Consider the following 8,908-nt stretch of genomic DNA (forward strand, 5'->3'; position numbering starts at 1 on the left):
TTATGGATATAGGACCATATTCCGGCATTTTAAAATATATCGGAAAAAGTATAATCAAAATAATTTCACTGTTAATTGCCGTAAGTATTCTTTCTTTCATCCTGGTTTCAGCATCGCCTGTCGATCCAGTTCGTGCATTCATTGGCGAAATTGGTATGGCTAATATGAGTGCAGAAAATCTGAATAAACTCGAAGCTTATTTTGGCGTAAATACACCGCCAATAGAAAGGTACTGGAATTGGTTTACCGATTTTGTTCAGGGAGATATGGGAACATCGCTGCTTTACCGTCAGCCTGTTTCCAGTGTTATTCATGTAAAATTTATGAATTCAATGGTTCTCATGACGACTGCATGGATTTTCTCGGGTTTCTTGGGATACATATTCGGGATTGTTGCTGGCTTATATCGCGACCGATGGATCGATAAAGCAATTAAAGGCTACTCATTACTGATTGCCAGTATGCCAACTTTTTGGCTGGCATTGGTTTTAGTGATGATTTTCTCTGTATGGCTGCAGATCTTGCCCATCGGATTGAGCGTGCCAATTGGGGTAAATGCTGCAGAAGTCTCCATTTTGGACAGCATAAAGCATTTGATTTTGCCTGCTTTAACGCTGAGTGTAATTGGAATTGCCAATATTACTCTGCACACCAGGGAAAAAATGATAGACATTATGGGGGAAGATTACATTCTTTTTGCCAAAGCGCGGGGAAAAAGCAGACTTTCGATTATACGGAATCATGCCCTTCGTAATATTATGCTTCCAGCCATAACTTTGCAATTTGCATCTATCAGTGAAATCTTCGGCGGTTCTGTTCTGGTGGAACAAGTTTTTTCCTATCCGGGTTTAGGGAAAGCTGCTGTTTCTGCCGGTTTAGGCGGCGACGCGCCTCTTTTACTTGGTATTGCAGTGATCAGCGCAACATTAGTGTTTGGCGGTAATTTCATTGCCAATCTTTTATATGGGATTATTGACCCTAGAATAAGGCGGGGAAGCGCATATGAATAATACCGGTTCTGTAACTGTTTTGCAGAAATATCAAAGAAAACGATTGAATCAACGAGGCCAGACCCTTATGTATCTGGCTTTTGGCAGTATCTTTTTATTGGCCATTACGGTGCTTGGTACTTTGGTGGGAGATATAGCGATAACAACGAACTTTACCCAGAAAAATTTCTTGCCGCATATGGCTCACCCCTTCGGTACCGACTGGCTGGGCAGAGACATGCTCGCCCGTACCTTGAAAGGGATGTCCATCAGTATTTATATTGGACTTTTTGCTTCGGTTATCAGTGCTGTTATAGCAGCCATTTTGGGAGCGGCTGCCGCAACGTTAGGAAAAAAGGTAGATGCCGTCATAACCTGGTTTATCGACTTAGTGATGGGCATTCCTCACCTTTTACTGCTGATTTTGATTTCCTATGCTTTAGGAAGAGGCACATTTGGCGTCGTTGTTGCCGTTGCCATAAGCCACTGGCCGGTTTTGACCAGAATAATCCGGGGAGAAATCCTTCAGTTAAAAGAAGCAAATTATATAAAGATAGCCGGAAAGTTAGGGCAAAGCAAAATGAAAATCGTGGTGAAACATATGATTCCTCATGTATTGCCACAATTTCTGGTTGGGTTGGTGCTGCTTTTTCCCCATGCCATTTTGCATGAAGCAGCTCTTACCTTTTTGGGTTTTGGCCTGCCGCCAGAACAGCCCGGTATTGGCATCATTTTGTCGGAAAGTATGAAGTATTTATCACTGGGGATGTGGTGGCTGGCACTTTTCCCTGGAATGGTCTTGATGACTGCAGTTTTACTTTTTGATTTGGTCGGAGGAAGTCTGCGCAAAATCATTGATCCTCATAGTGCCCAGGAGTAAGGAGGTAGAAGCGTTGTCCTGCATGAATAATAAAGACATTTTGCAGATAAAAAATCTGTCTGTTTCTTTTACGCAATATGAGAAGGGATTGCGTAAAATTGATTTAAAAGTCATCCAAAATTTAAATGTTTCCGTGGGCGAGGGAGAGCTTGTTGCTGTGGTAGGGGCCAGTGGCTCGGGGAAGAGCCTATTAGCTCATGCTATTTTGGGAATTTTGCCGCATAACTGTGACGCTGAAGGCAATATTTGGTTTGAGGACGAATTATTATCGCCAGAACGTATCGAGGAGTTGCGTGGCAAAAAAATCGTTTTGGTTCCCCAGAGCGTGACCTATCTTGATCCTTTAGAAAAAGTTGGCAAGCAAGTGAGGAAAGAACAAAACGACAAGAGTGTTCGCAAAAAACAAGAGGAACTGTTTGCTTTCTATAAGTTGCCACAAAATACCTCTGATCTTTATCCTTTTGAATTATCAGGCGGTATGGCTCGAAGGGTTCTTCTTACTACCGCAATGATGGAAAGTCCACGCTTGATCATAGCCGACGAACCTACACCCGGTCTTCATTTAGAAGCAGCCAAAAAAGCCATGGGTCATTTTCGTGAATTTGCCGATAAAGGTAACGGAGTACTTCTCATCACCCATGATATTGAATTAGCGCTAGAAGTAGCTGATCGAATTGCTGTTTTTTATGCAGGAACCACCGTTGAAGAAGCTCCGGTAGCAGACTTTCAATCAGTCGACACCCTTCGACACCCTTATACGAAAGCTTTGTGGCGAGCTTTACCTCAAAACGGTTTTCATCCTTTTCCCGGAAATCAGCCATATGCAAAAGATATGCCCAATGGTTGTCCTTTTGGTCCTCGGTGTCCTCAGCTTACGCCGGAATGTGAAGGAAATATTCTGGAACAGACGATACGTTTCGGAACGGTTCGTTGTATCCATGCAAAGTGAGGAGTGAATGACAATGATTTTAGAGGCAAAAGGAATATCTTTCGGTTATAAAAAAGGCGTAAATATACTCGATCAGGTTCAGATCACGATAGAAAGTCATGAACGAGTCGGTATTGTGGCACCCAGCGGATTTGGAAAAACTACGCTGTGCCAAATTTTATCAGGTTATATAAAGCCCACAAGTGGCCAGGTTCTCCTAGACGGAAAAGATATTCACAAAATTGAGGGCTATTGTCCGGTTCAGATGATTTGGCAGCACCCGGAAAAATCTGTTAATCCAAGGTTACGCATGAAAGACATAATTGCAGAAGGCGATGAGATCGAGGATCGGATTATGGATGGCTTGGGGATTGAACGGGATTGGTTTCATCGATTTCCCGGAGAATTATCCGGGGGAGAGCTGCAGCGTTTTTGTATTGCCAGAGCATTGGGTAAACGGACCAAATTTCTCATTGCTGACGAAATCAGCACAATGCTTGATCTAATTACCCAAAGTCAAATATGGAAGTTCCTGTTAACTGAAGTAGCAGAAAGAAAGATTGGACTTATTGTTGTAACTCATAGCAATCCCTTGATGGAGCGCATTGCTACTCGGCGAGTGGTATTAGATACCCAATTATGATGCTGCGAAATAGAAACTTTCTGGTAAAATAATGAATATAAGTCCCAATCTAAAATAAGCCGCCTTCATGTGAAAGGCGGCAGTGAGTCGTGAAAAAAGCTTATTCGCCTTTAAAATGTGCTGGGCGTTTTTCTAAAAATGCAGTAATCGCTTCTTCATAATCATGGCTATCATAAACCTTTCGCCGCATCCCCTGTACTCGTTCAAAAGCGGATGGAGTGATAGAATATGCTTTTGATAAAACACGGAACTGTTCTTTAATTACCTCAATAGATAACATCGACCGGGTGCTAATTGTCGCAGCTAAATTTAATGTAAAAGAGAGAAGTTCTTCTTCTGCAACTAAATGATTGATAATGCCTACATTTAAAGCCCGTTCCGCAGGAACTAATTCAGCAGTAAAAAACATCTCTTTAGCAATATTAATCGGTAAACGATTCATAAAATGTAAAATACCTGTAGAATTATATGGAACTCCAAGCTTAGCAGGAGTCATGGCAAACTTAGCCGTCTTATCGGCGATCACCATATCACAAGTCATTATTAAGTCGCAAGCACCACCATAGACACTGCCGTGTACCATTGCAATAACCGGGCCAGGGTATTCTTCCACAGCCCGTAAAAGTACCTCAAGTGAATCGTAATAACTTAACGGATCTCTCATTTTTGTCGGTAATTCCTTAACATCATGACCTGCCGACCATACCTTAGATCCATCCGGAGCACGCAAAATAATGATATGTATCTTCTGTTTTTGAAAATTATCAAGTGCTTCAATAATATCATCGACGAGTTGGGCGCTTAATGCGTTTAGTTTATGGGTATTATTTAGCGTAATAATGCCCATTTTTTCTGAGACTTCTACCTTGACTAATGACATAATCAATCCTCCTAAATAAGCATAACTTATAAAAACTATTGTATTACTCAGTTGCGATAAGGCAGCTATAAATTCTTCTTCGAAAAACTCTATGCTTCTCGACCTGCCAATAAGGCACCACAGTGGAGTATATCGTCTCCTCCGATCGTATTATAAATACAGTATAATGAATACCTACATTTCTATCTTTATTATATTCCTGTTATGAAGATAATTGAAATATTGAATAATCATGGTATGATAACTATAGGTTATGATTATAATGATATATGTATGCTTGAAACAATCAGAGATAGTAGTTTTGGTATTAATTTCCTGATCAAAAGAACGGCTAAATGAAGAAAAAGGTTCAAAACATAGAGTGTTTAATATTTAGTTGATCGTTCTATGAAAATATTGTTTGAATAGTAAAGATAAAATAAGCAGGAAAATCGTTTCTCGATTTATCCTGCTTATTTTTCTGTTTTGCATCCCAAATATCAAGTGACAATTTAATTTTCGATTTATCCTCTTTAGTTAGCTGGTCTGCGTTTTGTCCATAAAAATAGCTTAGTTCAAGCCCTTTGTCACAATACCCATTACTTTTTTCATAGTTGTCTTTAGGTTAATATTGCCATCTCGTAAGCACCAATCAAATATCACACCTCGTCCAACTAGGAAAAGCATATTGGTTAGTTCGATTGAAGACATTGATTTTGGAATTTCTCCACTAGATTGTCCTTTTTCAATAATTGACTGCAGGATTGTTTGCATGGGTCGGTTTTCAGTAATAAACATCTTATTATTTGAAATATAAATCTTTTTTACGATTTCAATTCCATTTTCATAAGTAAAATCAGCATATTTTTCAAAGAATTCAACGATTTGCTCTAGTGCAATGTTACTTTCCAAATTGTCAGCAATTTTGTTTAAAAAGTATTCATCAGCACGTTTAAACATTTCTTTAAAAAGTTCAAACTTTGATTCAAAATAATAATAATATGTACCGACAGACACTCCTGCCTCAGAGGCAATTTGCTCTACTGTAATCTGATCAAAACCATATTTGCCAATCAGATTAACACCGCATTCATAAATTCTATTCTTTGTCTCCACAGCTTGTTTTGCTCGGCTTGTTAATTTTATCATACACTTTCACCTCTATCATAAATGGCTATTTGACTCACAATTAGCCTAATTATATATAATTCAAAAAAGGTTTTCAATCAATGGCAGCAAATAAAAAACCTCTGATATGCGCCAAGTGCTACCAGAGGTTTTTTAAATATAAAAACTTATAATTTTGAGGCTACTTCAAATGCATCCCATATGGCATACATTATATTTGAAACTTTACGGGCATCACCAATTACATGAATATCGGAAAACTCATATTTAAGTTCATTATAAAGGGAATTTTCGGAGGTATACCCGACAGCTAGGATTACGCTGTCACAAGGAACTTCTTCGGTTTTGTTATTGGCTTCTAGCAAAATTCCCTTGTCTGTAGTTTTTATAATTTTAGCGGACGTTAGTACTTCCACGCCTTTAAAGGGGACTAACTTTTCCAGCATTTCTGAGTTAGCGTGGCAAAGAGGGCCGTTTAGTGCCAAGAGCTTATTTTGCACTTCTACTAGTGTAACTTTTCTCCCCTGATCTGCCAACCAAAGAGCCAGCTCACAGCCGACAAGTCCACCGCCAACAATAACAGTTTTGCTGCCAGGATCAACATTTTTCAGCAGCACTTGTGCAGCAGAGTAAACTTTGCTATTATCTCCAAGATTAAACATTTTGGGTTTGGAGCCTGTGGCAATGATGAGGCCATCGATTTGATTTTTACTTATCAATTCAGGAGTAACTATCGTATTGAGATGAACTTCTACATTAAGTTCTTTTAATGTATTTTCATACCAAGCAATTAAAGCATGGTCATCATCTTTAAAATCAGGCGCACCGCCTGGTATCAAATTACCTCCTAAACGCCCTGTACTTTCATAAATTATAGGTTTGTGTCCGCGGAGTGATAAGACTCTAGCCGCCTCACAGCCAGCGACTCCACCACCTGCAATCAGTATTTTTCTGCTTTTCAGCGCTGGTGTAAGCTCCGTTTCTCTTTCACGGCAGGCTCTTGGATTCACGGCACAATTTAAGGAAGAATATTCCTGGATGCGTCCCATGCAGCCTTCTTGGCAGGATAAACATGGTCGTATGTCACTTGTTTTTCCACTGCGAAGCTTATTTACATAGCTTTCGTCAGCGAGTAGTGGTCGACCGAGACTTACCATATCGCAAGCGCCATCTTCTAATGCGTTTAATGCTAAAGATGGATTATCCATACGTCCTGCGCATATTATAGGCACATCAACTACGTCTTTTATAATCTTAGCGTAAGGAATATATAAACCTTTTGCCTGGTACATGGGGGGGTGGCTCCACCACCAGGAATCATACGATCCTACATCGATATCAAGAGCGTCATAACCATAGGACACAAGGAGCTTAGCAGCTTCAATTCCTTCAGGGATATCTCTGCCCTTTTCTTCAAATTCCTCACCCGGAAGTGCCCCATCACGCAAACCCTTGATAAAGCTCTTAGGGCTGTAGCGAAGAGTTACCGGAAAATCTGCTCCACATGTTTTCTTGATTTCTTCGACGATTTCTTTCGCAAAGCGCAAGCGATTTTCTAAGGAACCGCCATAGTCATCTGTACGTTGATTGAAAAGGGAAATGGCAAACTGATCGATTAAATATCCTTCATGCACAGCATGAATCTGAACACCGTCAAAGCCAGCTCTCTTTGCGTTGTACGCACCTTTGCCGAAACTCTCTACAATCTGTTTAATTTCCGCAACCGATAGTTCCCTGCATGTTTTATCAAGCCAGCGATGAGGAATAGGAGATGGAGCAACTGGAGGATGGTCGCCTAAATTAGTAGGAATGGTTACTCTGCCGAATCCCCCGCTTAGTTGAAGAAAGATTCTCGCGTCATAAGCATGGATACGTTCTGTCATTTCTCTGGCAGTACGGATAAAATGAACTGGATTATGGGTAGAGCAAGGAACGTGACATACATCATGCTCTTCGATTGCATTATCAACAAAAGTAACACCTGTAATAACAAGACCTACTCCACCACGAGCCCGTGCCGTATAATATTCCACACCACGTTGATTAAAACCGCCTTCTGAATCCGCTAGGCCTAACGGTCCCATCGGTGCCATGGCAAAGCGGTTTTTAATTTCGATAGGACCTATTTTTATGGGTTCAAATAATTTTTTGTATTTTTGCACTGGATACTCTCCTCTCTTATTTCGCTGAATGCATTCAGTGAAATTGTTAAGTAAATCTTATAATAATTAGAAATTACTGTCAAGATAGTTTTTCCTGATTGCGGGAGAGATGTAGAAACTCCTAACAAATCCATTTGGGGTAGTCACTGATTTACATTTATAAAATGGTTATGGAAGTTGTCACCAAATTGTCATAATTATCCTTTATAGTATAAATAATCCAATGAATATATTGGGAATAGTGAAAGTACTAGGAGGTTACTTAAGGATATGATAAAAAAGAGAAAATGGATGGTACAATCATCCAATTGTAATTTTTACTGGAATACTTATCATAAACTGAAGGAGGAATCGCTCTGAGAAAACCTGTTGTATTTATGTTTTCGGGTCAAGGATCTCAATATTATCATATGGGGAGAGAGCTATACGATCATAATGCGGTATTTAGACGTTGGATGTCAAAGTTAAACGACATTATATATCAAAAAGTCGGCATTTCTATTACGGATGAAATGTATAATGAAGCCAAAAATATGGATGATAAATTTGATCATATTTTATATACTCATCCAGCCATTTTTATGGTGGAATATTCATTAGCTCGCGTATTAATAGAAAGTGGGGTGGAACCTGATTATGTTCTAGGAGCAAGTTTAGGAGAGGTTACTTGCGCAGCAGTGGCGGGTATTGTTTCAGTAGAAGAAACGATAGAATGCCTTTTGAAGCGGGCAGAGTTAATTGAGAGTTATTGTGAATTTGGAAGTATGATAGCAATCATCCACAATTCAGAACTGTATCATCAGGTTTCTTCTATTTCTCTGCATTCGGAATTAGCAGCAGTTAATTATTGTTCTCATTTTGTTATTTCCGGCGATAGTGAAAATTTATTGAAAATCGAAAAATATTTAACAACCAAGAATATTATCTTTCAAACACTCCCTGTGAGGTATGGCTTTCATTCTGCGAATATTGACTCTATAGAAAGTGAGTATAAAAAATTCTTACAGAATTTTTCATTTAAAAAACCCAAAATACCGGTTATATCATGTTTATTGAGTGATTATGTTACAGAAGTTTCTGCTGAATATTTTTGGGATGTTTCTAGGTACCCAATTTATTTTCAAAAAACCATATTAAAACTCGAGAAAGATGCTCAGTTTAACTATATTGATTTAGGGCCATCGGGCACATTGGCAAACTTCGTAAAATATAATTTGCGAGAGGATTCTTTATCACAATTTTATGATATCTTATCTCCTTTCGGCCAGGATATAAAAAAACTTGAGGAAGTTGAAGAAATTTTTAATTAGCATGTAGCA

General features: G+C 39.2%; 8 protein-coding genes. 5 read left to right on the forward strand and 3 right to left on the reverse strand.

The annotated features are described in order from the left end of the window. Positions 1–2: 2 nt before the first annotated feature. The 4 genes from JBW_RS01440 to JBW_RS01455 are packed head-to-tail and all read left to right on the forward strand — an operon-like array spanning position 3 to position 3,440. Entirely contained in the window at positions 3–1,010 is a 1,008-nt protein-coding gene (locus JBW_RS01440; protein ID WP_007961323.1) for an ABC transporter permease, read from the forward strand. Next, entirely contained in the window at positions 1,003–1,869 is an 867-nt protein-coding gene (locus tag JBW_RS01445) for an ABC transporter permease (protein ID WP_007961325.1), read from the forward strand. The genes JBW_RS01440 and JBW_RS01445 overlap by 8 nt, the downstream gene beginning before the upstream one ends. Before the next feature lie 13 nt (positions 1,870–1,882). Beyond that, positions 1,883–2,818 carry an ABC transporter ATP-binding protein gene (locus JBW_RS01450; RefSeq protein WP_007961326.1) on the forward strand — a complete coding sequence of 312 codons (936 nt, stop codon included), beginning with the start codon at positions 1,883–1,885 and terminating at the stop codon, positions 2,816–2,818. 13 nt (positions 2,819–2,831) lie between these two features. After that, positions 2,832–3,440: an ABC transporter ATP-binding protein gene (locus JBW_RS01455; protein WP_007961327.1), complete on the forward strand. Its 609-nt coding sequence runs from the start codon at positions 2,832–2,834 to the stop codon at positions 3,438–3,440. A 100-nt stretch (positions 3,441–3,540) separates the two neighbouring features. Here JBW_RS01455 and scpB read toward each other — a convergent pair whose 3' ends face one another. The 3 genes from scpB to JBW_RS01470 all read right to left on the reverse strand — a co-directional run bounded on the left by scpB (position 3,541) and on the right by JBW_RS01470 (position 7,589). Continuing rightward, positions 3,541–4,320, reverse strand: a complete 780-nt coding sequence (scpB, locus tag JBW_RS01460) for a methylmalonyl-CoA decarboxylase (RefSeq protein ID WP_007961328.1) — start codon at positions 4,318–4,320, stop codon at positions 3,541–3,543. A 549-nt stretch (positions 4,321–4,869) separates the two neighbouring features. Then, positions 4,870–5,448: a TetR/AcrR family transcriptional regulator gene (locus JBW_RS01465; protein WP_007961329.1), complete on the reverse strand. Its 579-nt coding sequence runs from the start codon at positions 5,446–5,448 to the stop codon at positions 4,870–4,872. Positions 5,449–5,594: 146 nt separating this feature from the next. After that, the gene (locus JBW_RS01470) at positions 5,595–7,589 is read right to left on the reverse strand and encodes an FAD-dependent oxidoreductase (RefSeq protein WP_007961330.1); all 1,995 of its coding nucleotides are present in this window, start codon (positions 7,587–7,589) and stop codon (positions 5,595–5,597) included. A 377-nt stretch (positions 7,590–7,966) separates the two neighbouring features. On the opposite strand from JBW_RS01470, the gene JBW_RS01475 reads away from it, so the two are divergent. Continuing rightward, positions 7,967–8,899, forward strand: a complete 933-nt coding sequence (locus JBW_RS01475) for an acyltransferase domain-containing protein (protein ID WP_255711433.1) — start codon at positions 7,967–7,969, stop codon at positions 8,897–8,899. The last annotated feature ends 9 nt before the right edge of the window (positions 8,900–8,908 follow it).

The organism is Pelosinus fermentans JBW45, assembly GCF_000271665.2.
Taxonomy (GTDB): Bacteria; Bacillota; Negativicutes; order DSM-13327; family DSM-13327; genus Pelosinus; species Pelosinus baikalensis.